General features: G+C 68.3%; 22 protein-coding genes. 10 read left to right on the top strand and 12 right to left on the bottom strand.

The genetic code is table 11. The annotated features are described in order from the left end of the window. Window positions 1–8: 8 nt before the first annotated feature. Window positions 9–1637, bottom strand: a complete 1629-nt coding sequence (gene mhpA / locus PcP3B5_RS18335; protein WP_061563292.1) for a bifunctional 3-(3-hydroxy-phenyl)propionate/3-hydroxycinnamic acid hydroxylase MhpA — start codon at window positions 1635–1637, stop codon at window positions 9–11. Window positions 1638–1932: 295 nt separating this feature from the next. Here mhpA and PcP3B5_RS18330 point away from each other — a divergent pair, with 295 nt between their 5' ends. Next, the gene (locus PcP3B5_RS18330; protein WP_061562070.1) at window positions 1933–3567 is read left to right on the top strand and encodes a sigma-54-dependent Fis family transcriptional regulator; all 1635 of its coding nucleotides are present in this window, start codon (window positions 1933–1935) and stop codon (window positions 3565–3567) included. 66 nt (window positions 3568–3633) lie between these two features. Here the strand turns inward: PcP3B5_RS18330 and PcP3B5_RS31905 are convergent, their stop codons facing one another. Next, window positions 3634–4074 (bottom strand): hypothetical protein, encoded by a 441-nt coding sequence (locus PcP3B5_RS31905; protein WP_162493534.1) that lies wholly within the window; start codon window positions 4072–4074, stop codon window positions 3634–3636. Here PcP3B5_RS31905 and PcP3B5_RS18325 point away from each other — a divergent pair. After that, a complete protein-coding gene (locus PcP3B5_RS18325; RefSeq protein ID WP_061562069.1) occupies window positions 3965–5242 on the top strand; it encodes a putative porin in 1278 nt (425 codons plus the stop codon). The two genes, PcP3B5_RS31905 and PcP3B5_RS18325, sit on opposite strands and share 110 nt — an antisense overlap. A gap of 1093 nt (window positions 5243–6335) precedes the next feature. Here PcP3B5_RS18325 and PcP3B5_RS18320 read toward each other — a convergent pair. The 5 genes from PcP3B5_RS18320 to cydP are packed head-to-tail and all read right to left on the bottom strand — an operon-like array spanning window position 6336 to window position 9675. After that, window positions 6336–6635, bottom strand: a complete 300-nt coding sequence (locus PcP3B5_RS18320; protein WP_043318342.1) for a cyd operon YbgE family protein — start codon at window positions 6633–6635, stop codon at window positions 6336–6338. Next, window positions 6616–6732, bottom strand: coding sequence for a cytochrome bd-I oxidase subunit CydX (cydX, locus tag PcP3B5_RS18315; protein WP_009623142.1), 117 nt, complete (start codon window positions 6730–6732; stop codon window positions 6616–6618). Before cydX ends, PcP3B5_RS18320 begins: the two co-directional genes overlap by 20 nt. A gap of 12 nt (window positions 6733–6744) precedes the next feature. Next, window positions 6745–7881 (bottom strand): cytochrome d ubiquinol oxidase subunit II, encoded by a 1137-nt coding sequence (gene cydB, locus PcP3B5_RS18310; RefSeq protein WP_061562068.1) that lies wholly within the window; start codon window positions 7879–7881, stop codon window positions 6745–6747. Between the two features lie 10 nt (window positions 7882–7891). Further along, window positions 7892–9466 carry a cytochrome ubiquinol oxidase subunit I gene (locus PcP3B5_RS18305; protein ID WP_061562067.1) on the bottom strand — a complete coding sequence of 525 codons (1575 nt, stop codon included), beginning with the start codon at window positions 9464–9466 and terminating at the stop codon, window positions 7892–7894. Further along, window positions 9466–9675, bottom strand: coding sequence for a cytochrome oxidase putative small subunit CydP (gene cydP, locus PcP3B5_RS18300; RefSeq protein WP_043272039.1), 210 nt, complete (start codon window positions 9673–9675; stop codon window positions 9466–9468). The genes PcP3B5_RS18305 and cydP overlap by 1 nt, the downstream gene beginning before the upstream one ends. Before the next feature lie 182 nt (window positions 9676–9857). On the opposite strand from cydP, the gene PcP3B5_RS18295 reads away from it, so the two are divergent. After that, on the top strand, window positions 9858–10055 hold the full coding sequence (locus tag PcP3B5_RS18295; RefSeq protein WP_043318350.1) for a YgaP family membrane protein: 198 nt from the start codon (window positions 9858–9860) through the stop codon (window positions 10053–10055). A 184-nt stretch (window positions 10056–10239) separates the two neighbouring features. Continuing rightward, window positions 10240–10473, top strand: coding sequence for a metal-sensing transcriptional repressor (locus PcP3B5_RS18290; protein ID WP_058070484.1), 234 nt, complete (start codon window positions 10240–10242; stop codon window positions 10471–10473). Window positions 10474–10493: 20 nt separating this feature from the next. Here the strand turns inward: PcP3B5_RS18290 and PcP3B5_RS18285 are convergent, their stop codons facing one another. The 3 genes from PcP3B5_RS18285 to PcP3B5_RS18275 form a co-directional block, all read right to left on the bottom strand. Further along, window positions 10494–11288 carry a sulfite exporter TauE/SafE family protein gene (locus PcP3B5_RS18285; RefSeq protein WP_009623129.1) on the bottom strand — a complete coding sequence of 265 codons (795 nt, stop codon included), beginning with the start codon at window positions 11286–11288 and terminating at the stop codon, window positions 10494–10496. A 10-nt stretch (window positions 11289–11298) separates the two neighbouring features. Then, on the bottom strand, window positions 11299–12981 hold the full coding sequence (locus tag PcP3B5_RS18280) for a bifunctional protein tyrosine phosphatase family protein/NAD(P)/FAD-dependent oxidoreductase (RefSeq protein ID WP_061562066.1): 1683 nt from the start codon (window positions 12979–12981) through the stop codon (window positions 11299–11301). A gap of 83 nt (window positions 12982–13064) precedes the next feature. After that, the gene (locus tag PcP3B5_RS18275; protein WP_061562065.1) at window positions 13065–14003 is read right to left on the bottom strand and encodes an MBL fold metallo-hydrolase; all 939 of its coding nucleotides are present in this window, start codon (window positions 14001–14003) and stop codon (window positions 13065–13067) included. Between the two features lie 148 nt (window positions 14004–14151). Here PcP3B5_RS18275 and PcP3B5_RS18270 point away from each other — a divergent pair, with 148 nt between their 5' ends. Both PcP3B5_RS18270 and PcP3B5_RS18265 read left to right on the top strand, forming a co-directional pair. Continuing rightward, window positions 14152–14802 (top strand): peroxiredoxin, encoded by a 651-nt coding sequence (locus PcP3B5_RS18270; RefSeq protein WP_024128674.1) that lies wholly within the window; start codon window positions 14152–14154, stop codon window positions 14800–14802. Next, entirely contained in the window at window positions 14799–15197 is a 399-nt protein-coding gene (locus PcP3B5_RS18265) for an ArsR/SmtB family transcription factor (RefSeq protein WP_061562064.1), read from the top strand. Before PcP3B5_RS18270 ends, PcP3B5_RS18265 begins: the two co-directional genes overlap by 4 nt. Before the next feature lie 45 nt (window positions 15198–15242). Here the strand turns inward: PcP3B5_RS18265 and PcP3B5_RS18260 are convergent, their stop codons facing one another. Continuing rightward, on the bottom strand, window positions 15243–16010 hold the full coding sequence (locus PcP3B5_RS18260; RefSeq protein ID WP_061562063.1) for an IclR family transcriptional regulator: 768 nt from the start codon (window positions 16008–16010) through the stop codon (window positions 15243–15245). A gap of 220 nt (window positions 16011–16230) precedes the next feature. Here PcP3B5_RS18260 and PcP3B5_RS18255 point away from each other — a divergent pair, with 220 nt between their 5' ends. The 4 genes from PcP3B5_RS18255 to PcP3B5_RS18240 are packed head-to-tail and all read left to right on the top strand — an operon-like array spanning window position 16231 to window position 22952. Then, window positions 16231–17358 carry an efflux RND transporter periplasmic adaptor subunit gene (locus PcP3B5_RS18255; protein ID WP_058490131.1) on the top strand — a complete coding sequence of 376 codons (1128 nt, stop codon included), beginning with the start codon at window positions 16231–16233 and terminating at the stop codon, window positions 17356–17358. 39 nt (window positions 17359–17397) lie between these two features. After that, window positions 17398–20532, top strand: coding sequence for an efflux RND transporter permease subunit (locus PcP3B5_RS18250; RefSeq protein ID WP_009623119.1), 3135 nt, complete (start codon window positions 17398–17400; stop codon window positions 20530–20532). Continuing rightward, a complete protein-coding gene (locus tag PcP3B5_RS18245; protein WP_061562062.1) occupies window positions 20529–21926 on the top strand; it encodes an efflux transporter outer membrane subunit in 1398 nt (465 codons plus the stop codon). Before PcP3B5_RS18250 ends, PcP3B5_RS18245 begins: the two co-directional genes overlap by 4 nt. 33 nt (window positions 21927–21959) lie before the next feature. After that, window positions 21960–22952 (top strand): LysR family transcriptional regulator, encoded by a 993-nt coding sequence (locus PcP3B5_RS18240; RefSeq protein WP_061562061.1) that lies wholly within the window; start codon window positions 21960–21962, stop codon window positions 22950–22952. Here PcP3B5_RS18240 and PcP3B5_RS18235 read toward each other — a convergent pair. After that, window positions 22931–23701, bottom strand: a complete 771-nt coding sequence (locus tag PcP3B5_RS18235; RefSeq protein WP_061562060.1) for a TetR/AcrR family transcriptional regulator — start codon at window positions 23699–23701, stop codon at window positions 22931–22933. The genes PcP3B5_RS18240 and PcP3B5_RS18235 overlap by 22 nt on opposite strands. Window positions 23702–24018 lie beyond the last annotated feature (317 nt).

The raw sequence follows: 24018 nt of genomic DNA, 5'->3' as shown, positions 1-24018 counted from the left end.
CGTGTCGGTCAGGCGAAGGCGGCGGTCGCTTCGTGGGAAGCGGCCTGGAGGTGCGTCAGGTGAAGCTGCCCCAGCAGTTCGTCCAGCTGGCGCTGCAGCGCCTCGGCCGAGCCGGCGCTGGCGGCGACGTAGAAGTCCGGGCGAATCACCAGGTAGCGGGCGCCCAGTTCTTCCAGCCAGGCGGCATAGGTGCCTTCGGCGTCTTCCAGGTCGCAATGGCTGCCCGGGCGGCCCAGGGTGACGAAGCGTGCGCCCAGGTGCTCCAGCGCCTGCAACTGATGGGAGGGCAGGGCCTGGCGGGGCGATTGCTCGAAACCGATGACCAGCCAGCCGCGGCCGGCGAGGTCGTCGAAGCGCCCGCGCCGCTCGCCCGCGCGGACGATGCCCTGCACCGAGAGTTCGCCGGCGTGGGCCGCGTCCTTGCACCAGATGCCTGGGCCCAGCGCCGCCTTGTCGGTGGGCACCGGCGTACGGCCGGAGGCCTCCAGTTCCGCCTTCATGCGCCGGTCGCGCTCGGCGGCTTCCTGCGGGTCGGTGATGCAGATGATGCGCCCCAGCTCCATGGAGAACTCGATGTAGTGCTTGGCATGTTCGCGGCGTTCGCTGGTGTAGCTGTCCAGCACCGCCTCGCCCAGGGTGCCGTCGAGGATGGCGTCCAGGCGCCAGGCCAGGGCGACGGCGTCGCGCAGGCCGGCGCACATGCCCTCGCCGGCGAAGGGCGGCATCAGGTGCGCGGCATCGCCGGCGATCAGGCCGCGGCCGTTGCGCCAGGACTCCGCCCAGCAGGCCTGGAAGCGGTACACGGCGCTGCGTTCCAGCGTCGCGTTGGCTGCCGTCAGGCCCCAGGGCTGCATCAGGCTCCAGGCGTTTTCCGGGCTGGCCAGCGCCTCTGCCGACTCGCCGGGCAGCGCCATGAACTCCCAGCGCAGGCGGCCGGGGCCGCCCGGCACTATGGTGGTGGGGCGCCTGGGATCGCACAGCTGCCAGTGCACCGGGTCCAGCACCTGTTCCTGGTGCGGGATCATGTCGAGGATCAGCCAGTCGTAGAAGAAGCCGCAGTCGGTGAGGCTCAGGCCCAGCGCCTTGCGCACGAAGCTGTTGGCGCCATCGGCGCCCACGACGTAGCGGGCGCGGATGCGGCTGGGCGCGTCTGGCGCATCGCCAATGCCGCCCAGGCAGATGCCCTGGTCATCCTGCTGCAGTTCGTTGGCTTCCCAGCCACGGATCAGGCGGATGTTCGCGATGCCCTCGGCGATGCCCAGCAGGCGCCTTTCCAGGCCGGGCTGGTTGAACCAGTAGCGCACCCGCCAGCCGGAGGCCGAGGCGCTTTTCCAGTCGACGATCTGCAGGTCTTCGCCGGCGGCGTTGCGCCAGTAGTAGAGCTCGTCGTGGTAGTTGATCGCCGGGTCGTTGTCGGAGTCGATACCCAGGCCCGCGAGTATCCTGGCGATCTCATGGTCGAAGGTCACGGCGCGGGGGCGGTCGTAGGGTTGCGGCCAGCGCTCCACCAGGGTGACGCGGTGGCCCTTGCGGCCCAGCAGAATGGCCAGCAGGGTGCCGACGGGGCCGGCCCCGACGATGGCCACGTCCGCGTCGTAGCGCGCTTCGCCGGCATTGTCGGCGGGTAAACCAGGCATGCTCATTGTCATTGTTCTCGCTCTCCGGATACCGGGCCGCCACGCCCGGCATCGCCATCTTGTTATCGGGTAGCCCTCCGTGGTGGGCAGGGCGCGGCGTCCCGTCCGTCCCCAGCGCGTTGCGCTTGAGAGGGCAATGGCAAGCGGCATGCCAATGGTTCGTTGATTTTGTTTTCTTCAGGATAAACAGAGGCTTAAAGGATTTTTCGGCACCTTTGGCGCCAAGGCTGGATTGCCGCGGAATTAACGTGTTTGTTAATTTCGAATTCACTAATAACAAAAATGTTGAGATGCCATGGGTGCCCGCAGCTTCCCCCAGGACCTGCTCCGTCAGTTCCGCATGCAGCCCGAAAAGGGCCAGATCTGGATCGGCCAGCAACGCGCATTCCTCATGCAGCTGTCCGCCTTCGCCGCCTTCCGCCGTGAGTTGATCGCCGAGATCGGCGTGGCCCATTCGCGTCGCCTGCTGGCCCGCATGGGCTATGCGACGGGCTCCAGCGACGCCGGGCTGGCGCGCCAGTTGCGTGGCGACGAGAGCGACCACGCCTTCATGGCGGGGCCGCTGCTGCATGCGCTGGAAGGGGTGACGCAAGTGGAGACCTTGCGCATGGAGGTGGACGTGGAGTCCGGCCACCACTATGTCGAGCAGATCTGGCACGACTCCTTCGAGGCCAGCGCCCACCTGGCGCACCTGCCGCCTTCCGCCGAGCCGGTCTGCTGGATGCAGGTCGGCCACGCCTCCGGCTTCAACAGCGCCTTCTTCGGCCGCACGGTGCTGTTCCGCGAGGTGGAGTGCCGCGGCATGGGCCACGCGCACTGCCGGATCATCGGCAAGCCGCTGGAGGAGTGGGGCCCCGACGGCGATCAGCTGGAGCTGTTCGGCTCCACCGACTACATCAACGCTTCGCTGAACGACCCCGTGCTGGACGAGGCCCTGGCGGTTTCCGACCTGATCGGCGCGGACCCGAGCTTCCTCGCCACCTGCCGGCGCATCGAGAAGATCGCCACGCGCGACGTCACCGTGCTGTTCCAGGGCGAGACCGGCGTGGGCAAGGAGCGCTTCGCCCGCCTGCTGCACCAGCTCAGTCACCGCGCGGACAAGCCCTTCGTCGCCGTCAACTGCGCGGCCCTGCCGGAAACCCTCATCGAGTCGGAGCTGTTCGGCGTCGAGAAGGGCGCCTTCACCGGCGCCCACCGCAGCCGGCCAGGGCGCTTCGAGCAGGCCGACGGCGGCACCCTGTTCCTCGACGAGATCGGCACCCTGACCTCGGTGGCCCAGGAGAAGCTGCTGCGCGTGCTGCAGCAACGCGAGGTCGACCGGCTGGGCGGCGATGCGCCGCGCCCCGTCGACATCCGCGTCATCGCCGCCACCAACGCGGACCTGGAGAAGGATGTCCAGCAGGGCCGTTTCCGCGAGGACCTGTACTACCGCATCAACGTCGTCCCCATCCACATCCCCGCGCTGCGCGAGCGGCGCAACGACATCCCCTTGCTGATCCGCTACTTCATCAAGCGCTTCTCCACCCAGCACCAGCGCACCATCAAGGGCCTCTCGCGCGCGGCCGTGCGGGCGCTGCTGGAATACCACTATCCCGGCAACGTGCGCGAGCTGGAGAACATCATCGAGCGAGGCGTGGTCCTGGCCGACGACAACGAGCCCATCGGCCTGAGCGACCTGTTCCTGTCCCCGGCGCGGGAGGCGGAAGCCCGGCCGGCCTTCGAGGCCCCGCAGCAGCGGCAGCGGATCATCGAGCAGTGGCTGGACGAGCACCCGCTGGAGGAACTGATCGAGGCTTCGGTGAAGCGTGCCCTGGGCCGGGCCGGCGGCAATGTCGCCGGCGCCGCGCGGCTTCTGGGCATCACCCGCCGGCAGTTGGAGCACCGCCTGAAGACGCGCCAGCCTGGCGACGACGCCGGTATGGCGGATTGATCGCCCGGCCCCCTTCGGCAACGAGGCCGAAGGGGGCCCGGGATCGCTGAATTCTGGTTGCTCTATTCAGAGAGTCGATCGAACTTTCATTCGACCGAAAACAGCAGGGTTCTTCACTTTTAAAATGCTAGGTATTTCCCGCCCGGCAATATAGCCGCTGCGCGTAAAAACACCCTCGCCAAATAGTATATGAATCCGCGATTCATAAGGGCTGCAAGGGCTCTTGATGTTCTGCTTGTTCATATCCCGTCTTCGCCTGAAACCATTCTGCAATATTCGAAAAACAAGAATCTGCCCCGGTTTGGGGACAAGGTCTTCGCCGGTGGCGGAGAACTTTGTGGGAACCGAATTAATTGGGTGGCAGTTGCCGCCTTTATCGGATTTCAGGAGATTCTTGATGCGTAGTATTTCTGCACTGGGCGGAATGGGGGTTTGTGCCGGGGCATTGCTCGTTCTGAGTGTGCCGGCGCAGGCGGGGGTCGATGCCAGGCTGTTGGAAATGCTCAAGGCCAATGGCTCGATCAGCGCCGCCCAGTACACCGAACTCACGGCCGAGCTGGACAGGGAGAACCAGGCCGCCGCGGAGCAGGCCAAGGCGAAGAAGGAGCAGATGAGCGCCTTCGAGCAGAGCATCGCCTGGGCCGCCAGGACCCAGGTGAAGGGCGATGTCCGCGTGCGCCAGGAAACCGTGCATGCGCAGAACAGCGGCAGCAAGGGCGACCAGAACCGCCAGCGCATCCGCGCGCGGGTCGGCTTCTACAGCCAGATCAACCCGCAGGTGGACACCGGCATCCGCATCGCCACCGGCAGTGGCGACGACGCCCGTTCCACCAACCAGAGCATGGACAACTACTTCGACAAGAAGCAGCTGTGGCTGGACCAGGCCTACATCGACTTCCACCCCGCGGCGGTGAAGAACCTGCACCTGATCGGCGGCAAGATGAACCAGCCGTGGGTCAGCGCAGGCGATGTCATCTGGGACGGCGACATCAACCCCGAAGGCTTCGCCGCCACCTACAAATACCCGCTGGGCGGCAGCGCCGAGCTGTTCGGCAGCGCCGGCTACTTCAACCTGAAGGACAACGTCGACGGCGAAGGCTACGCCTTCCAGCATGACCTGCGCCTGTACAGCGGCCAGTTCGGCGCCCGCTTCGCGCCCATCGACGGCATCAAGGCGACCCTCGGGGCGAGCCTCTACGCCTACGACAACGACACCGACAGTGCCTGCGGCTCGGCCACCACGACGCCGTGCCAGCTTTCCGCCAACGGCAACACCACCAGGGACTTCCGCCTCTACGAAGGCTTCGGCCAACTGGACTTCGGCAACCTGCCGGTTCCGCTTTCGCTATACGGCCAGTACGTAGTCAACCAGGCGACCGATAGCAACGAAGATACTGCCTGGCTGACCGGCGCGAAGACCAAGGTGGGCGACTTCAGCTTCGACTACAACTATCGCGACGTGCAGCGTAATGCGGTGGTCGGGGCATTTACCGATTCGGACTTCGCCAATGGTTACACCGCATCTCGTGGTCATAAGTTCAAAGTTGCCTACGACATCGACAAGAATTTCGCCCTGGGTGCCACTTATTTCATGGCCAGGTCGGATGCCGCCAGTGGTTCGCGTAAAGATGCGGATATCGATACGTTGCAATTGGATCTGGAGGCCAAGTTCTAGTTTTGCTGCGGATTAAAGACTTTTCGAAGTATCAGTTGATACCGCATGCTCCCTATATCGAGGGTTGTCCATTGACTTCATTCAAACCACCTTGAGTTCGTGAATGCCGGCTTCGGCCGTCCGATTCATTCCCCTTGGCCGCCACGACGACCCCATGCGTCGTGGCGGCTTTTTCATGGGGGATCGGAGAGCTTTGCGTAGGAGCGACTGTCTTGCGCCGAGGTGCTCTTCGTAGGATGGCGTTGAGCGAAGCGATACCCATCAGCGCAACCGCATGGGTTTCGCAAGCTCAACCCATCCTACGAAAAGCCGTGCTTCCTGGAATCGTAGGGCCCTGCCCGCGAAATCGCGCGCAGGGCGCGCTCCTACATGGGCACGGTGCCGGGGCCGCCCGTAGCGGATCTCATCCGCGAATCGCGCTTGCGAATGGTGTGTGCCTGCGGCTTTGGGTGTTGGGCTTTGGAGCGCCCTCTCCCCAGCCCTCGGCTGCGCGCCCCGCCCTGAAGGGAGAGGGGGCTTGTCCGTGCCGAGAAAGGTAATGGTTCCTGCCGGAAACTGCCGAGATTGCCGGCTAACGCCATAACATCAAACCCTGCCCAACGGTCCCCTCTCCCTTCAGGGAGAGGGTTAGGGAGAGGGGCTCTTAGACCTGTCACCGATGTTCCGGCCCGCAGCCGAAAATCGCGGACAAGGTCCGCTCCTACATGGGCACGGTGCCGGGGCAGCTTGTCTTACCCGCCATGCGAGGCGCTTTTCGTAGGATGGGTTGAGCGAAGCGATACCCATCACCGGGGTCCGATGGGTATCGCAAGCTCAACCCATCCTACGACGGTCGGAACGCCGGAGCCGGGGCCAACGGCGGATAACGCCCGGGGCGTTATGCGCCCTACGCTGCGATGGGGGAGCGCCCGAGGGTGGGATAACTCGCCGGCGTCCATGTCTGGCCCCCTCGGGCGCTCGGTTCCACTATGTTTTCGCCGGAGGCCGGAAACGAATGACCTGGGTCAAGGCTTCCGGACTGTTTCCATGCGCGATGACCGCACCGTTCAACTGTTGTTCAGGTTTGGCCTGGCGCTTTCGAAGTGAGACGGCCTCAACTCGTCCGCGCATAGAGCAGCAGGCCATAGCCCAGCAGCATCAGCGGCCAGGCCACGGGCGGGCCGAACAGCAGCGCCCAGAGCCGGCCGCGCGGGTCGAAGCCCACGCCGTGGACGAAGCCGCCGCTCACGCCGAGCATCACCAGCATCAGCAGGCCGTGGCTGTAGCCGCCGTTGGCGTCGAGCATCAGCGCCGGGTGGATCAGCAGCACCAGCGCCAGCGGCGCCGCCAGCAGCAGCGACAGCGCGCGGCTCCAGCGGCGGCGCAGGGCGCGTTCAGGACTGGCGGCGGTCATCGCTGTCCAGGTCCTGGGTGGTTTCCAGCCAGAGGGCGTTGATGATGCCGAAGCTGCAGGCCAGCAGCACGCCGAGAATCCAGGTGAAGTACCACATGCTTGTCGCTCCTCAGTAGAGTCCGTGGGGGTTGGCGTCGATGTGCCCGCGGTTCAGCCGGCCCCACATGCGCACGTAGCCCCAGAGCGTGTAGCAGAGGATCAGCGGCACGAAGATGCAGGCCACGGCGAACATGATGCCGAGGGTCTTGTGGCTGGACACCGCGTCCCACAGCGTCAGGCTGGCCGCCGGGTTCTCGCTGGAGGGGAAGACGAAGGGGAACAGGGCGAAGCCGGCGGTGCAGATAGTGCCGACGATGGCCAGGGCGCTGCCGAGGAAGGCCGGGCCGCCCCTGTTGCCGCTGGCGCTGGCCAGGGCCAGCAGCCCGCCGAGGATGCCCAGCGCCGGGGCGAGCATGGTCAGCGGTTGCCTGTGGTAGTTGGCCAGCCAGCCGGCGTTGTCCAGCGTCACCTGCTTGTGCAGCGGGTTGAGCACGGCGTTGCCGTCCACCGCCGAGGCCAGGCTGAAGCCGTGCATGCCCAGGCTGAGCCACAGCCCGGCGCCGATGAAGGCCGCCAGGTACACCAGCGCACACAGTTGCACGGCGCGGCGCGAGCGTTCGGCCAGTTCGCCGTCGGTGCGCAGCATCAGCCAGGCGCCGCCGTGCAGGCAGAGCATGCTCAGGCTGACCACCCCGGCGAGCAGGGCGAAGGGGTTGAGCAGGGCGAAGAACGAGCCGCTGTAGGTCGGCCGCATCATGTCGTCGAGGTTGAACGGCAGGCCCAGGAACAGGTTGCCGAAGGCCACGCCGAACACCAGCGCCGGGACGCAGCCGCCGACGAACAGCGCCCAGTCCCAGGCCGCGCGCCAGCGCGGGTTCTCCAGCTTGCTGCGGTAGTCGAAGCCCACCGGCCGGCAGAACAGCGCGAACAGCACCAGCAGCATGGCCCAGTAGAGCCCGGAGAAGGCGGTGGCGTAGACCATCGGCCAGGCGGCGAAGAGCGCGCCGCCGGCGGTGATGAACCACACCTGGTTGCCGTCCCAGTGCGGGGCGATGGTGTTGATCGCCACGCGGCGCTCGTGGTCGTCCCGGGCGACGAAGGGCAGCAGCGCCATGGCGCCCATGTCGAAGCCGTCGGTGAGGGCGAAGCCGATCAGCAGCACGCCGATCAGCACCCACCAGGTGATCTTCAGGGTTTCGTAGTCCATGGCGGGCTCCTCAGGCAATGGCCGGGCGCTGCGCGGCGCCCTGCTCGAAGTGGTAGCGGCCGGTGTGCAGGCTTGACGGGCCGAGGCGGGCGAACTTGATCATCAGGTACAGCTCCACCACCAGCAGCAGGCTGTAGAAGGCGACCAGCGCGATCAGCGAGCCCCACAGGTCGTGGGTGCCCAGGCTGGAGGCGGACAGGTGCACCGGCAGCACCTCGCCGATGGACCAGGGCTGGCGGCCGTGCTCGGCGACGTACCAGCCGGTCTGCGCGGCGATCCAGGGCAGCGGCAGGCTCAGCAGCGCCCACTTCAGCAGCCAGGGCTTGCGCTCCTCGTTCTTGCGCGCCGAGGCCCAGAAGGCGCAGGCGAACAGGGCGAGCATGAGGAAGCCGCAGGCGACCATGATGCGGAAGCTGAAGAACAGCGTGAGCACGTCGGGGATGGTGTCCAGGGTGGCCAGGCGGATCTGCTCTTCGCTGGCGTCCACCACCTTGTCGGTGTACTTCTTCAGCAGCAGGCCGTAGCCCAGGTCCTGCTTCACATCATCGAAGGCGGCGAGGGTGGCCGCGGAGGTGTCGCCGCTGCGCAGCTGTTCCAGCAGCGCGTAGGCCTGCATGCCGTTGCGGATGCGCGCCTCGTGCTGCACCAGCAGGTCCTTGATGCCGGTGACCTCCTTGTCCAGCGAGCGGGTGGCGATGATGCCCAGCGCGTAGGGAATCCTGATCGCGTAATGGGTGCGCATCTGCTCCTGGTCGGGGATGCCGAACAGGGTGAAGCCGGCTGGCGCCTGCTCGGTGTTCCACTCGGCCTCGATGGCGGCCAGCTTGGTCTTCTGCACGTCGCCGATCTCGTAGCCGGACTCGTCGCCGAGGATGATCACCGAGAGGATCGAGGCCAGGCCGAAGGCCGAGGCGATGGCGAAGGAGCGGCGGGCGAAGCCCTGGTCGCGGCCCTTGAGCAGGTAGTAGCTGGAGATGGCCAGGACGAAGATCGCCCCGGTCACGTAGCCGGCGGCCACGGTGTGGACGAACTTGACCTGGGCCACCGGGTTGAACAGCAGCGCGCCGAAGTCGGTCAGCTCCATGCGCATGGTCTGGAAGTTGAACTCCGCGCCCACCGGGTTCTGCATCCAGCCGTTGGCGATCAGGATCCACAGCGCCGAGAGGTTCGAGCCCAGCGCCACCAGCCAGGTCACGCTCAGGTGCTGGACCTTGGACAGGCGATCCCAGCCGAAGAAGAACAGGCCGATGAAGGTGGATTCGAGGAAGAACGCCATCAGCCCCTCGATGGCCAGGGGCGCGCCGAAGATGTCGCCGACGTAGTGGGAGTAGTAGGCCCAGTTGGTGCCGAACTGGAACTCCATGGTCAGCCCGGTGGTGACGCCGAGGGCGAAGTTGATGCCGAACAGCTTGCCCCAGAACTGCGTCATGTCCTTGTACACCTGCTTGCCGGTCATCACGTAGACCGACTCCATGATCGCCAGCAGGAAGGCGAGGCCCAGCGTCAGGGGCACGAACAGGAAGTGGTACATCGCCGTCATCGCGAACTGCAGGCGTGACAGGTCGACTACGGCTTCGGAAATCATCACGGGGACTCCTTGGCGGGGGATGAGGTGGGGGTGGATACGGGGTCGGGGGTGCCCAGCAGGTGCGCGCTGACCTGCCGTTCGCCCTCGGCGGGAAGGGTGGGGTGGTCGAACCAGATGGCCTTGATGGCCAGGAGCAGCACCAGCTTGATCAGCAGGATGGCCGCCAGTTCCTTCACCAGCTTCGGGTAGCGGATTGACGCACTCACTTGTGCACCTCCGGAGCGACTGCTGTAATACCCCATAGGGTATGTTGGAAATGCCCTTCCAATGAGATGGCAGATTGACGCAGCGGGCGCACGGACCCTCGTCCGGCGCCCGACCCGGCAAGCCGGCCGCTCATCTTCACCGCGCTGGATGGCCGGCGCGGGACCTGACCAAGGAGATCGTCATGAAAGCGAATGTGGGGACCATCGATCGCGCGGTGCGCATCGTCGTGGGGCTGCTGCTGATCGGGCTGAGCCTCGCCGGCGTGATCGGCTGGTGGGGGTGGATCGGCGTGGTGCCGCTGGCCACCGGCATCTTCCGTTTCTGCCCGGCCTATCCGCTGCTGGGCATCAGCACCTGCGGGAGCTGCAAGCGCTCCTGAGGCCGGGCGCGGGCCATGCCCGGCGGCTGCCGCGCCGCCGGGCTGGCTGTGCCCGCCGAACAACGCTACCCTCACGCCCGGGCGCCGGGTTGCCGTGGATGGGAATCCCATGGAGCCTTCACCTTGGGATGCGCGTTGGAAGGTACACGTGAGCAGAAAAAGCGATATCACCCCCCAGGAAGCGATGCTCAACCGCCTGGCCCGGGTCGAGGGCCAGATCCGCGGGTTGCAGGCCATGATCCGCCGGGGCGAGGAGTGCGAGACCATCGCGCTGCAGTTCCGCGCGGCGCGCAAGGCCCTGGAAAAGGCCTACCAGGAGCTGCTCGCCTGCCTGCTGGAAGAGGCGTTCGAGGACCAGGGGCAGGACGCGGCGCAGACGCTGCAGCGGGTCCGGGCGATCTTCACCAAGTACACCTGAGCGGTGCGCTGCCCGGCCGTTCATATGACGCCCAGCGCCCCCAGGCTGCGGTAGAGCATGTACAGCGCGGTGGCGCCGATCATCGCCGCCGACACCAGGTTCAGGGTGCCCTGGCTGCGCGACAGGCGCGTCGCCAGCCAGGCGCCGCACAGCCCGCCGGCCACCCCGCCGCCGATGAACACCACCGCCAGCGGCCAGTCCACCAGGCCCGAGCGCGCGTAGTTGAGCGCGGTGGTCAGGCCGAAGGCGGTCACCGCCACCAGCGAGCTGCCCACGGCGAAGAGGATCGGCATGCGCGTGGCGGCCATCAGGCCGGGCACGATGAGGAAGCCGCCGCCGATGCCGAAGAACCCCGACAGGGCCCCGGCCAGGCCGCCGAATGCCGCCAGCCGCGGGGCGTTGCCGCGGCCCAGGGCCACCGCGGCGTCGCCTTCGCTGTCGCGCCCGCGCAGCATCAGCGCCGCCACCACCAGCATCAGCAGGGCGAACAGCGCCAGCAGCTTCTGGCCGTCGAAGGCCTTGCCCAGGGACGAGCCGAAGAAGGCGCCGACCACCCCGACCAGGGCGAACAGCGAGGCGCAGGGCCACTTCACGTTGCCGCGGCGGGCATGGTTGAGCAGGTTGGCGGCGGCGTTGGCGGCCACCGCCAGGGCGCTGGTGCCGATGGCGACGTGGGGGTTGTCGACGCCGACCAGGTAGACCATCAGCGGTACGGCGAGGATCGAGCCGCCCCCGCCGACCAGGCCGAGGGTGAAGCCCACCAGCGATCCGGCGGCGGCGCCGAGCAGGTACTGCAACAGGCTGAGGGTCGGCATCGCGGCTTCCTCAGGCGGACTGTCCGGCGCGGCGCCGGCCGGGCGCGCAGAGCCACTCGCGGCCCTTGAGCATGGCGTTCCAGTAGATGCCCGGCAGCGCCTCGGACTTCAGGTGCCAGGCCAGGCGCGACGGCTTGCGGCCATCGAGCAGCCAGCGCGGGAAGGTGGGCAGCAGCTTGCCGCCGTAGCCGAACTCGGCGAGCACGATCTTGCCGCGCTCCACGGTCAGCGGGCAGGAGCCGTAGCCGTCGTAGGCCGCGGTCAGGGGCAGGCCGTCGAGGCAGGCGAGGGCGTTGTGCGCCACCACCGGGGCCTGCTTGCGCGCCGCCGCGGCGGTCTTGGCGTTGGGCGCGGCGCTGGCGTCGCCGAGGGCGAAGACGTTGGCGAAGCGCGCATGGCGCAAGGTCACCGGGTCGACGTCGATCCAGCCGCCGTCGCCGGCCAGCGGGCTGCTGCGGATGAAGTCCGGAGCGGTCTGCGGCGGGCACACGTGGAGCATGTCGAACTCGCGCACTTCCTCGTGGCGCTGGCCGTCGGCATCGGTGCGGGCGAAGGTGGCGGTGCGCGCCGGGCCGTCGACGGCCGCCAGGGTCGAGCCGAAGTTGAGCTGGGCGCGGTAGCGCTCGACGTACTCCATCAGCGCCGGCACGTAGTCCGCCACGCCGAACAGCGCGGCGCCGGCGGTGTGGAACTGGATGTCGATGCCCTCCAGGCGGCCGCCGCGCAGCCAGTGGTCGGCGGACAGGTACATGGCCTTCTGCGGCGCGCCGGCGCACTTGATCGGCATCGGCGGCTGGGTGAAGAGCGCGCGGCCGCGGTGCAGGCCGCGCACCAGTTGCCAGGTGTAGGGCGCCAGGTCGAAGCGGTAGTTGGAGGTCACGCCGTTGCGCCCCAGGGTGTCGGTCAGGCCGGGGATGGCGTTCCAGTCCAGCTTCAGGCCGGGCGCCAGGATCAGCACGCGGTACTTCAGGCTGGCGCCGTTGGCCAGGATCACTCGGTCGTCCTGGGGCGCGAAGGCCGCCGCGGCGGAGCGTTCCCAGGCCACGCAGTCGGGGATCAGCGCCGCCATCGGGCGCACCGTGCGGTCCTGGGTGAAGACGCCGGCGCCGACCATGGTCCAGCCCGGCTGGTAGTAGTGCTCCGTGGCCGGCTCGACCATGCAGATGCTCAGGTTCTGGCGGCGCTTGAGCAGGCTGGCGCAGGTGGCCAGGCCGGCGGCGCCGGCGCCGATCACCACCAGGTCGTAGGTGGGCTCGCCACGCCCCGGGCGGGGGCTGGCGGCGGCCTGCAGGCGCGGGCGCAGCTGGCCGAGGTCGAAGCCGGCGCGGGCGGCGCGGGCGAGTATGTCGTCCAGGGGCCGTTGCCCTGCCTGGGACAGCGCCCAGAGGGTGGCCGAGCGGGTGCCGGTGCGGCAGTAGGCGAGCACCGGGCCGGGCAACTGCTCCAGGGCGGCGGCGAAGGCATGGACGTCGGCGTCGCCGATGGCGCCGCTGATCACCGGCAGGTAGGCGAACTCCAGGCCCTGGGCGGCGGCGGCCGCGGCCATGGCCGGGCTGCCCGGCTGGTCGTCGGCCTCGCCGTCGGGACGGTTGCAGACCAGGCTGCGGATGCCGGCGGCGGCCAGGGCGGAAAGGTCTTCGGGGTTCAGTTGCGGGGCGACGCAAAAGCCATCGTCCAGGGGCAGACGTTGCATGGCGGATTCCTCTTCTTCTTTCGGCGGCGCAAGGCAAGGGGAGGGCGGCGGGACAGCGGCCGTCATGGCCCGCCGTCGGCGGCTCAGAGCAGGTTCAGCGGCAGCTTGAGGTAGCGCACGCCGTTGTCTTCCGGCTCCGGCAGGTGGCCGCCGCGCATGTTCACCTGCACCGAGGGCAGCATCAGGCGCGGCATCGGCAGGGTGGCGTCGCGGGCGTCGCGCATGGCGACGAACGCGGCCTCGCTCACGCCGTCGTGGACGTGGATGTTGCCGGCGCGCTGCGCGCCGATGCTGGTTTCCCAGGCGTAGTGGTCGCGGCTGGGGGCCTTGTAGTCGTGGCAGAGGAACACCCGCGCCCGCTGCGGCAGGCCGAGCAGCCGGCGGATGGAGCGGAACAGCGTGGCGCTGTCGCCGCCGGGGAAGTCGCAGCGCGCGGTGCCGTAGTCGGGCATGAACAGGGTGTCGCCGGGGAACACCGCATCGCCGATCACGTAGGCCATACAGGCCGGGGTATGCCCGGGCACGTGCAGGGCGATGGCCTGCAGGTTGCCGATGCGGAAACTTTCGCCATCCGCGAAAAGATGGTCGAACTGGCTGCCGTCGCGGGCGAAGGCGCTGCCGGCGTTGAAGACCTTGCCGAAGGTCTGCTGCACCCGGGTGATCCGCTCGCCGATCGCCAGGCGCCCGCCCAGGCGTTCCTGCAGCAGCGGCGCGGCGGACAGGTGGTCGGCATGGGCGTGGGTCTCCAGCAGCCAGGACACCCGCAGGTCGTTGGCCTGGACGAACTCCACCAGGGCCTGGGCCGACTCCTGGTGGGTGCGGCCGCTGGCCTGGTCGAAGTCGAGCACGCTGTCGATGATGGCGCAGGCGTTGCTGGTGGGATCGCGCACCACATGGCTGACGGTGAAGGTGGCTTCGTCGAAGAACGAGGTGACCTGCGGGGCGGGGGCGCGGCCGCTGGTGGCGTCGTCGACCAGTGCGCTGGCGGCGGCCAGGGCGGCATCGGCGTGGAGGGCGGACATGGGGGACGTCTCCTGCGACATTGACCTGAATCATGCTTACACTATTTCTTTAATAGTGCAATTATGAAAACGTCGAAGTGTCGCCGTCGACGCTACCGGGCCGGGGCGGTAGCATGACGGGCCTGTTCAGCCGAGGATCTGGATCACCGTGGAAGCCAATGCCTGTTCCGCTCCCTCCATGCCGCCGCTGCGCCAGAACGACCGTGCGCCGGAGTTCCGCGCCCGCACCACCCGCGGCGACGTTGCCCTGAGCGACTACCGCGGCCGCTGGCTGCTGCTGTTCTCCCACCCGGCGGACTTCACCCCGGTGTGCACCAGCGAATTCATCGCCTTCGCCCGCGCCAAGCCGCGCTTCGACGCACTGGGCTGCGAGCTGCTGGCGCTGTCGGTGGACGGCCTCTACTCGCACCTGGCGTGGATACGCGACATCCACGAGCGCTTCGGCGTGGCCATCGACTTCCCGATCATCGAGGATCCCTCCATGGCCATCGCCCGCGGCTACGGCATGGTCGGCCCCGACGCGGTGGACAGCTCCACCACCCGGGTCAGCTACGTGATCGACCCGGAGGGCATCATCCGCGCCCTGAGCTGGTACCCGATGAACGTCGGCCGCTCGGTGGAGGAACTGCTGCGCCTGGTCGCCGCGCTGCAGGCCAGCGACCGGCACGCCGCCTCCACCCCGGAGGGCTGGCAGCCCGGCGGCGCGCTGCTGGAGCCGGTGGCCCTGGATGCCCATGAGGCGCTGCAGGTCGAACCCGGCCCGGACGAAACCTGGTACTACCGCTGGAAGAAACCATGAAAGCGCCGGTCGACGAGGGCCTGGAAGCCCTGAAGGAACGCGCCAACGACGCCGCCGAACTGCTGCGCCTGCTGGCCAACCCGACGCGCCTGCTGCTGCTCTGCCAGATCGCCCGTGGCGAATGCTCCGTGGCGGAACTGGAACGCGACCTCGGCCTGCGCCAGCCCGGCCTGTCGCAGCAACTGGCGGAGCTGCGGCAGAACCAACTGGTGAAGACCCGCCGCGAATCCCGCTCGATCTACTACAGCCTGGCCGACGCCCGCGTGCAGGTGCTGCTGGAAGCGTTGCACGAGGCGCTGTGCGGCGATCCGCAGCTGCAACAGGCGGCCCGGCTCCCCGCCAGGGCGACGCCGGCGCCCGGGGAGAGCGCGCGCTTCGCCCGTATCGAGCGTTAGGCCTGCCGCCATACCGCCGCGCGCAGCGGCGGTCGCTCCTTCTGGCTACATCCCCGCCTGCCGGCTGATTTCCGTCTTGCACACCTCCAGCGCTTCGCGGAAGTAGGCCTCGCGAGCCTGGAAGCGCGTACTGGGCGCCACCACCGACACCGCGTGCGGCCCCATGAAAGTGGGGATCAGGATGCTGAGGGCGCTGATGCCCGGCGTGTGTTCCTCGAGGTCCCGGGCCATGCCGCTGCGGCGGATGGTCGGCATTTCCGCGAGCAGCGCCGGCAGGTCGCGGGTGTGAGGGGTCAGCCTGGCCGGGGAGGGGCCCAGCCACTGGGCGATGCTGTCGTCGTCCAGGGTGGACAGCAGCACCTTGCCGTCGGCCGTGGCATGCATGGGCAGCGAGTGCCCCATGGGGATCACCACGCGCAACTCGGTCTCTGCGATCACGCGGTCGATCACGTGGGTCTGGCGGGCGCGGATGCAGGACAGCGCCACGGTTTCCTGCAGGGCGTCGCAGAGTCGTTCCAGGGAGTGCCGGGCCACCGAGATGATGTCGCTGTGGGCCTGGTGGATCAGTTGCCCCAGCGCCGGGCCCAGGCGGTAGCCCGTGCCGGGGCGGATCGCCTCCACCAGCGCCTCGGCCTCCAGCGCGCCGATGATGCGCTGCACCGTCGAGCGCGGCAGCCCGACGGCCTGGGCGATGGCCGCCAGGCTCAGCCCCTGGGGCTGCGCGCCCAGCGCCCGCATGATGGCGCTGGCCCGGGCGATCACCTGGATGCCGCCGCTGCGCGCCTCTTCCGGCATGTCTTTCTCTTCGCTCATCTGGTTCCTCGAAGCTCTGCATCGCCGCATGCGCCGTGGCGACCGGCGGAGTGTACAGCCTTGCCGCGCGCTCGGCAGGGGCTGTGAATTCAGTTGTACCATATTGCGATACAGATAATCGTATTGTGGTACACTGCCGCCTCGCCCGATCCGACCCCGCCGTTGGCGGAAGTCCTCCGCGCGGCCATTCGGGCATTGGCGGCATGTCCAAGGAGAAACGATGAAAGTCAGAGCTTTGCGGAGCCTCGGGGCCCTGTTGTCGACGGCGCTGGTGCTGGCGGCCTGTGGCAAGACCGAGCAGAAGATGGAGGCTGCGGCCCCCGAGGTGGGCGTGGTCGAACTCAAGGCGCAGGACGTCCTGCTCAGCGGCGACCTGCCCGGGCGCACCGCGCCCTACCGCGTGGCCGAAGTGCGGCCGCAGGTCAGCGGGATCATCCAGAAGCGCCTGTTCGCCGAAGGCAGCGTGGTGAAGAAGGGCCAGCAGCTCTACCAGATCGACCCGGCGCTGTACCAGGCCGCGGTGGACAAGGCCCAGGCCACCCGCGACAGCGCGCGCAACCTGGCGCAGCGCTACCAGCGCCTGCTGGAGACCCGCGCCATCAGCCGCCAGCAGTTCGATGATGCGCAAGCGGCCTGGAAGCAGGCCGAGGCCGAGCTGAAGACCGCCCGCATCAACCTGGAGTACACCCGCGTGCTGGCGCCCATCGGCGGGCGCATCAGCCGTTCCAACGTCACCGAGGGCGCGCTGGTGAACGCCGGCCAGGCCCAGGAGCTGGCCTCGATCAACCAGCTCGATCCCATCTATGTCGACGTCAACCAGGCCGCCACCGACATGCTGCGGCTGCGCCGCGAGCTGGATTCCGGGCAACTGAGCATGGCCGGCCCGGGCCAGGTGCAGGTGCACCTGAGCTTGGAGGACGGCTCGCGCTACCCGCTGCCCGGGGTGCTGAAGTTCTCCGAGGTGACGGTGGAGCCGAGCACCGGCGCGGTGACCCTGCGCGCGGTGTTCCCCAATCCGGACGGCCTCCTGCTGCCGGGCATGTTCGTCCACGGCTCCCTGGCCGAGGGCATGCGCCGCCAGGCGCTGCTGGTGCCGCAGCAGGGCATCAGCCGCGACCTCAAGGGCGAGGCCACCGCCTGGGTGGTGGGCGAGGGCGACAAGGCCGAGCTGCGCCAGGTGCGGGTGTCGCGCACCCTGGGCAACCAGTGGCTGGTGGAGTCGGGCCTGGCCGCCGGCGAGCGCGTCGTCACCGAGGGCGTGCAGCGCGTGCGTCCCGGCGCCGTGCTCAAGCCGGTGGCGGCGAACAACGTCGCGCCCGTGCAGACCCTCGCCAGTTCCCACGAATAGAACTGCCCCGGCCTAGCCGCAATCTTCCGGTAATTCCCAATGGCATCCTTCTTCATCAACCGGCCGATCTTCGCCTGGGTGATCGCGATCGTGATCATGCTGGCGGGTGGGCTTTCCATCCTCAAGCTGCCGGTCAACCAGTACCCGAACATCGCCGCGCCGGCGATCATCACCACCGTCACCTATCCCGGCGCCTCGGCGCAGACGGTGCAGGACACCGTGGTGCAACCCATCGAGCAGCAGCTGAACAACCTCGACGGGCTGCGCTACATCTCCTCGGAGAGCAACGCCGACGGCAGCACCAACATCATCGTTACCTTCGACCAGGGCACCGACCCGGACATCGCCCAGGTACAGGTGCAGAACAAGCTGCAGCTGGCCACCCCGCTGCTGCCCGAAGAGGTGCAGAAGCAGGGGCTGCGGGTGGCCAAGTACCAGATCAACTTCATGCTCATCGTCGGCCTGTATTCCGAGGACGGCAGCATGGACGACTTCGACATCGGCAACTACATCGCCTCCAACCTCAAGGACCCGATCACCCGCACCAAGGGCGTCGGCGACTTCCTGCTGCTGGGCGCGCAGTACGCCATGCGCATCTGGGTCGACCCGCAGAAGCTGCTCAGCTACCAGCTGACGCCGCAGGACGTGATCGACGCGGTGCGCGCGGAGAACGTGCAGGTATCCTCCGGCGCCCTCGGCGGCCTGCCGACGCACCAGGGCGTGCAGCTGAACGCCACCGTGCTGGGCATGTCGCGGATGACCACCGCGGCGCAGTTCCGCGAGATCCTCCTGAAGGTCAACCCGGACGGCTCCCAGGTGCGCCTGAAGGACGTGGCCGAGGTCGGCCTGGGCTCGGAGAACTTCTCCATCTCCGGCACCTACAACGGCAAGCCGGCGGCGGCCATCGCCCTGCGCCTGGCCACCGGGGCCAACCTGCTGGACACCGTCAAGCGCGTGCACGAGACCGTGGCCGAGCTGGAGCCCTATTTCCCCAAGGGCCTGAAGGTGGTCTACCCATACGACACCTCGCCCGTGGTCAGCGCCTCCATTCATGAGGTGGTCAAGACGCTGTTCGAAGGCATCCTCCTGGTGTTCCTGGTGATGTACCTGTTCATGCAGAACCTGCGCGCCACGCTGATCCCCACCCTGGCGGTGCCGGTGGTGCTGCTGGGGACCTTCGGCGTGCTGGCGGCCTGCGGCTTCACCATCAACACCCTGACCATGTTCGGCATGGTCCTGGCCATCGGCCTGCTGGTGGACGACGCCATCGTGGTGGTGGAAAACGTCGAGCGGGTGATGGTGGAGGAGGGGCTCTCGCCCCGGGAGGCCACGCGCAAGTCCATGGGACAGATCCAGGGCGCCCTGGTGGGCATCGCCATGGTGCTTTCGGCGGTGTTCGTGCCCATGGCCTTCTTCGGCGGCGCCACCGGCATCATCTACCGGCAGTTCTCGGTCACCATCGTCTCGGCCATGGCCCTGTCGGTGCTGGTGGCGATGATCTTCACCCCGGCGCTGTGCGCCACCCTGCTCAAACCGGTGCATGGCCACCACGAGAAGAAGGGCTTCTTCGGCTGGTTCAACCGCAGCTTCGACCGCGGCGCCGAGCGCTACAAGACCGGCGTGGACGCCATCGCCCGGCGCAAGGGGCTGTTCCTGGGCATCTATGGGCTGATCGTGGTCGCGCTGGTGTGGCTGTTCCCGCAGATTCCCAGCGCCTTCCTGCCCGACGAGGACCAGGGCAACATGGTGGTGCAGGTGCAGATGCCGAGCAACGCCAGCGCTGCCCGTACCCAGGTGGTGCTGGACGAGATCCGCGACTACCTGCTGCACGACGAGGCCGGGCTGATCGACTCCGCGTACACGGTGAGCGGCTTCAACTTCGCCGGTCGCGGGCAGAACTCCGGGATGCTCTTCATCGGCCTGAAGCCGTGGGAGGAGCGTAGCGGCCGCGACGACACCAGCATCTTCGCCCTGGCCCAGCGCCTGCAGGCGCGGATCGCGCAGATCAAGGACGGCACCGCCATCGCCATCGTGCCGCCGGCGATCCTGGAGATGGGCAACGCCACCGGCTTCGACCTGTTCCTCCAGGACCGCGTCGGCCTGGGCCACGAGAAGCTCATGCAGGCCCGCGACAGGTTCCTCGAACTGGCCGCCGCCGACCCGGTGCTGAAGAACGTGCGGCCCAACGGCATGAACGACGAGCCGCAGTACCAGGTGGTGATCGACAAGGAAAAGGCCCGCGCGCTGCAGGTCAGTATCAGCGACATCAACGCCACCATGAGCACCGCCTGGGGCTCGGCCTATGTCAACGACTTCGTCGACCGCGGACGGGTGAAGAAGGTCTACGTGCAGGGCGCCATCGACTCGCGCATCTCGCCCGAGGACTTCGCCAAGTGGTACGTGCGCAACGCCCGTGGCGAGATGGTCAAGTTCTCCGCCTTCGCCTCCGGCTACTGGACCTACGGCTCGCCCAAGCTGGAACGCTACAACGGCGTGCCGGCGGTGGAGATCCAGGGCGAGCCGGCGCCGGGCTACAGCTCGGGCGACGCCATGCAGGCGGTGGCGCGCATCGTCGCCCAACTGCCCGACGGCATCGGCCTGCAGTTCACCGGCATCTCCTACGAGGAACGCCTGTCCGGCTCCCAGGCGCCGGCGCTGTACGCCATCTCGGTGCTGATCGTGTTCCTCTGCCTGGCGGCCCTCTACGAAAGCTGGACGGTGCCCCTGGCGGTGATCATGGTGGTGCCGCTGGGCGTCATCGGAGCGGTGCTGGCCACCCTCGGCCGCGGCCTGGCCAACGACGTGTTCTTCCAGGTCGGCCTGCTGACCACCGTGGGCCTGTCGGCGAAGAACGCCATCCTCATCGTCGAGTTCGCCAAGGCGCTGCACGAACAGGGCATGCCGCTGCTGAAGGCGGCTTCGGAGGCGGCGCGCCTGCGCCTGCGGCCGATCATCATGACCTCGCTGGCCTTCGTCCTCGGTGTGCTGCCGCTGGCCATCTCCCACGGGCCGGGCTCCGGCAGCCAGCACTCGATCGGCACCGGGGTGGTCGGCGGCATGCTCACCGCGACCTTCCTGGCGGTGTTCTTCGTGCCGATGTTCTACGTGCTGATCACCCGCCTGTTCAGCCGCAAGGCGAAACCACTCGACGCCCAGCAGGGAGAACACGCATGAATCAGCTGAAATGGCGGGCGATGCTCAGCGTCGCCCTGGCGGTGGGCGCGCTCGGCGGCTGCTCGCTGATCCCCGACTACCAGCGCCCGGAAAGCCCGGTCGCGCAGGACTGGGCCGCGCCCCGGGCCGACGCGGCGCAGGCGCTGCTGCCCTGGCAGGGTTTCTTCAAGGACGAACAGCTCAAGGCCCTGGTCGCCGATGCCCTGGAGAACAACCGCGATCTGCGCGTGGCCGTGCTGAACATCGAGAAGGCGCGGGCGCAGTACCGCATCAGCCGCGCCGACCTGCTGCCGTCGATCGACGCCAGCGCCTCCGGCAACGGCCAGCGCACCCCGGCTGACCTGTCCAGCAGCGGCCGCACGGAGACCACCCACCGCTACGACGCCGGGGTGGGCATCGCCTCCTATGAACTGGACTTCTTCGGCCGGGTACGCAGCCTCAACGAACAGGCGCTGCAGACCTACCTGCAGACGGTGGAGGCGCAGCGCAGCGCGCGCATCGCCCTGGTCGCCGAGGTAGCCACGGCCTACTACCAGTTGCAGGCGGACCTGCAGTCCCTGGCCATCGCCCGGCAGACCCTGGAAAGCCAGCGGCAGAGCTACGCCACCATCCGCAGCAGCTACGCCGCGGAAGTCGCCACCGAGCTGGACCTGAGCCAGGCGGAAAGCACGGTGCGGGCCGCCGAGGCCAGCCAGGCGCAGTACCGGCGCCTGGTGGCGCAGGACCGCAACGCCCTGGTGCTGCTGGTGGGCAGGCCGCTGGATGCGCAGCGGCTGCGCCAGGCGGCGCCGCAGGCGCTGGCGCTGGACGAGGCGCTGCCGGTGGGCCTGCCCTCGGAGGTGCTGACCCGGCGCCCGGACATCCTCGCCGCCGAGCACGCGCTCAAGGCCGCCAACGCCAACATAGGCGCGGCGCGCGCGGCCTTCTTCCCGCGCATCGGCCTGACCGCCTCGGCCGGTTCGGCCAGCGCCGAGCTCGGCCAGCTGTTCGCCGGCGGGCAGGGCGCCTGGAGCTTCGTGCCGTCGATCAGCCTGCCGATCTTCGACGGCGGCCGCAACCGGGCCAACCTCGACGTGGCCAAGGTCCAGGCCTCCATCGAAGTGGCCAACTACCAGAAGGCCATCCAGGTGGCCTTCCGCGAGGTGGCCGACGGCCTGGCCGCGCGCGGCACCCTGCAGGAGCAGGTGCGCGCCCAGGCGCTGCTGGTGAAGGCCAACGCCCACTCCTACGACCTGGCCCGGGCCCGCTACGAGCAGGGCGTGGACACCTACCTCAACTCCCTGGACGCGCAGCGCAGCCTGTTCGCCGCGCAGCAGGAACTGGTGGCCACCGAACTGGCCCGCCAGCAGAACCTGGTGGCGCTGTACAAGGCCCTCGGCGGGGGCGACAGATGAGGGCCGCGGCGCGCGCCGCCGGGGAGTAGGGCCATGGACCTCTTGCAAGGCATGCAGGCCTTCGTGCGGGTGGTGGAGAGCGGCAGCTTCAGCCAGGCCGCCCGCGCCCTCGACATGTCGCCGTCGAAGGTCTCGCGGCTGATAGCAGGCCTGGAGGAGCAGCTGCGCGCGCGCCTGCTGCAACGCACCACCCGCAGCGTGGCGGTGACCGAGGCCGGCCGGCGCTACTTCAAGCGCTGCAAGGGCATCCTCGGCGAGATCGACGATGCCGCCGCCGAGGCCGCCGGCTCGCTGTCGCGGGCCAGCGGGCGGCTGCGCCTGCACGCGGTGACCGAGTTCGGCCTGGAGCACCTGACACCGCTGATCGCCGCGTACCGCGAGCGCTACCCGGAGGTGTCCATCGACCTGTCGCTGACCCAGGACACCCCGGCGCTGCTGGAGGAGGGCCTGGACGTGCTGGTCACCCTGTCCCGCGGGCTGCCCGACTCGGCCTTCGTCGCCCAGCGCCTGGGGCGGGTGTTCAGCGTGCTCTGCGCCGCGCCCGGGTACCTGCACCGCCACGGGGTGCCGAGGTGCCCGGAAGACCTGCGCGAACACCGCTGCCTGATGCTGGCCGACCCGCTGTTTCCCGATGGCTGGTACTTCAGCGAGCAGGCCGAGGAGGCGCCTTTCGCCTTCGAGGACGTGCTGCGCGTCAACCTCCCCGAGGCGGCCTGCCTGGCCGCCGCCTCGGGCATGGGCGTGTGCCTGCTGCCGGGCTTCGTCGCCGCCCGCGCGCTGCGCGAAGGGCGGCTGCTGCGGGTCCTGCCACAGCTGCGCCTGCACGGCCGCGACGTCTTCGCCCTGTATTCCTCGCGGCGCTTCCTCGACGCCAAGATCCGCACCTGGGTCGAGTTCCTCAAGGCGCAACTGCCACAGGCCTTCGCCCGCGACCTGGCGGTGCTCGACGACCCGCGCTACTGGGCGCGCCCGCGGCCGCGCCTGGCCGGGTGCGGCGGTGAGGCTCAGGCCCCGTTGCGACGATAGGCGAGGAATTCGCGGCCCTCGCGCGAGTTGAGGTTCAGCGACCATACCGGGCGCGGCAGGTCCAGCGCGCCCGAGCCCCAGTCCTGCAGGTAGGTCAGCGAGAAGTTCACGCCGCGCCGGCAGGTGGCCGCGTCGTAGCCGAGGCTGGCCATGGCCATGTGCACGCAGGCGTCGACGTACTCGTTGACCTTCTCCACCCCCTGCAGGATGGTCTGGATGCACAGGGCCGAGGCGCCCATGAGGAAGTCGGTGGCGGCGTCGAGGCGCTCGAAGTGCAGTTCGCCGGCGGCGCGCCCGCCCTCCAGGTCGCGGCCCATGTACTCGGCCACCAGCGCGTGGTGCGGCCAGACGTCGACGCGGGTGACGAAGCCGGCCCACTTGCGGTCCAGCAGGGCGCGCACCAGGAACACCCGGAAACCCACCGAAATGCGCTTCCACGGCTCCTGGAGGATGTCGTAGAGCGGCAGGATGTCGGTGGTCATCTGGTTGCTCAGGTCCTGGCCGAGGGCGACCAGCACCTGGTCCAGGGAGTCGAAGTAGCGGTAGAAAGTGCCGCGCGAGACCTTGGCCTCGCGGATCACGTCGTCGATCACCGGCGTGGCCGAGCCGGGCTCGGCGAATACCCGCATCGCCGCGTCGAGCAGGCGCGTGCGCATCAGCAGGCGTTTCTTCTCCGCCATCTTCGGGCGGTGGTCGGGGTTGGCCCGTCCGCGGGGGGAGGGCTGTTGGTCGTCGGACACGGACTTCATCTCCGGGAGTGACAAAATGTCATTGTTAAAAACTATGCCGATAGTCGGGTGAATAAATTTATTTGATCGCACCCCTTGTACGAGCGGGGCGTCTGTCCTACATTGCTGACCAATGTCGGAATGACAAGTATGTTCAGTCTATAACGTATTCGTCGCTCTGGCGCTTTCGTCATAAAAACAACAGGAGACGAAAAATGATCCGTAACGCCTTGCCACCCCGCCTGTCCCGCCCGCTTCCTCCGCCGCCGCGCCGCAAGCGCCCGCGCGCCTGATATTTCCCCGCATTCCTAGCCACTCCGGGTAACCGTATGCCTGCG

Source organism: Pseudomonas citronellolis (assembly GCF_001586155.1).
GTDB lineage: Bacteria > Pseudomonadota > Gammaproteobacteria > Pseudomonadales > Pseudomonadaceae > Pseudomonas > Pseudomonas citronellolis.
Note: the sequence above shows the minus strand (reverse complement) of the source record. Positions and strands in the feature narration are given on the sequence as shown.

Bases quoted from the DNA above. Each gene is read 5' to 3' on its own strand.
- PcP3B5_RS18250 (WP_009623119.1), top strand. From the start codon at position 17,398: ATGGCATCCTTCTTCATCAACCGGCCGATCTTCGCCTGGGTGATCGCG.
- PcP3B5_RS18290 (WP_058070484.1), top strand. From the start codon at position 10,240: ATGCTCAACCGCCTGGCCCGGGTCGAGGGCCAGATCCGCGGGTTGCAG.
- PcP3B5_RS18255 (WP_058490131.1), top strand. From the start codon at position 16,231: ATGAAAGTCAGAGCTTTGCGGAGCCTCGGGGCCCTGTTGTCGACGGCG.
- cydX (WP_009623142.1), bottom strand. From the start codon at position 6,732: ATGTGGTACTTCACCTGGATTCTCGGCGTGCTGCTGGCCTGCAGCTTC.
- PcP3B5_RS18295 (WP_043318350.1), top strand. From the start codon at position 9,858: ATGAAAGCGAATGTGGGGACCATCGATCGCGCGGTGCGCATCGTCGTG.
- PcP3B5_RS18285 (WP_009623129.1), bottom strand. From the start codon at position 11,288: ATGCCGACCCTCAGCCTGTTGCAGTACCTGCTCGGCGCCGCCGCCGGA.
- PcP3B5_RS18235 (WP_061562060.1), bottom strand. From the start codon at position 23,701: ATGAAGTCCGTGTCCGACGACCAACAGCCCTCCCCCCGCGGACGGGCC.
- PcP3B5_RS18330 (WP_061562070.1), top strand. From the start codon at position 1,933: ATGGGTGCCCGCAGCTTCCCCCAGGACCTGCTCCGTCAGTTCCGCATG.
- mhpA (WP_061563292.1), bottom strand. From the start codon at position 1,637: ATGCCTGGTTTACCCGCCGACAATGCCGGCGAAGCGCGCTACGACGCG.
- PcP3B5_RS18240 (WP_061562061.1), top strand. From the start codon at position 21,960: ATGGACCTCTTGCAAGGCATGCAGGCCTTCGTGCGGGTGGTGGAGAGC.
- PcP3B5_RS18265 (WP_061562064.1), top strand. From the start codon at position 14,799: ATGAAAGCGCCGGTCGACGAGGGCCTGGAAGCCCTGAAGGAACGCGCC.
- PcP3B5_RS18305 (WP_061562067.1), bottom strand. From the start codon at position 9,466: ATGATTTCCGAAGCCGTAGTCGACCTGTCACGCCTGCAGTTCGCGATG.
- PcP3B5_RS18320 (WP_043318342.1), bottom strand. From the start codon at position 6,635: ATGACCGCCGCCAGTCCTGAACGCGCCCTGCGCCGCCGCTGGAGCCGC.
- PcP3B5_RS18325 (WP_061562069.1), top strand. From the start codon at position 3,965: ATGCGTAGTATTTCTGCACTGGGCGGAATGGGGGTTTGTGCCGGGGCA.
- PcP3B5_RS18280 (WP_061562066.1), bottom strand. From the start codon at position 12,981: ATGCAACGTCTGCCCCTGGACGATGGCTTTTGCGTCGCCCCGCAACTG.
- PcP3B5_RS18275 (WP_061562065.1), bottom strand. From the start codon at position 14,003: ATGTCCGCCCTCCACGCCGATGCCGCCCTGGCCGCCGCCAGCGCACTG.
- PcP3B5_RS18245 (WP_061562062.1), top strand. From the start codon at position 20,529: ATGAATCAGCTGAAATGGCGGGCGATGCTCAGCGTCGCCCTGGCGGTG.
- PcP3B5_RS18260 (WP_061562063.1), bottom strand. From the start codon at position 16,010: ATGAGCGAAGAGAAAGACATGCCGGAAGAGGCGCGCAGCGGCGGCATC.
- cydB (WP_061562068.1), bottom strand. From the start codon at position 7,881: ATGGACTACGAAACCCTGAAGATCACCTGGTGGGTGCTGATCGGCGTG.